Genomic DNA, 254 nt, shown 5'->3' with positions numbered 1-254 from the left:
ATTCACTTGAGCCTCGCGGCTTTTTACATAGGCCTGCTGGCTCCAGGTGCTGCCGTTTCGGGTGAACACATACACAGCACCCGCACTGCTGGCAGAGTTGTCCGACATGTCTCCGTTAATCCCGGTGGCGTTGCTTCCTTCGTCTTCCGCCGCCACCGCCAGGGTGTTGCCGTCGCCCGAAAGGGCCACACTCCGTCCAAATGCGTCACCTGCCCCGCTATTGCTGGCCTTCACGTAGGCCTGTTGGCTCCATA

The 254-nt window shown here is 60.2% G+C and carries 1 protein-coding gene; it reads right to left on the bottom strand.

All coding sequences use genetic code 11. The features are described 5' to 3' along the window. Positions 1-254: FG-GAP repeat protein (locus KYG_RS19285; RefSeq protein WP_008906607.1), on the bottom strand; the 254-nt coding region annotated here is incomplete at both ends.

The organism is Acidovorax sp. NO-1 (assembly GCF_000238595.1).
Taxonomy (GTDB): domain Bacteria; phylum Pseudomonadota; class Gammaproteobacteria; order Burkholderiales; family Burkholderiaceae_C; genus Acidovorax.
This window is presented reverse-complemented; position numbering and strand designations above follow the sequence as displayed.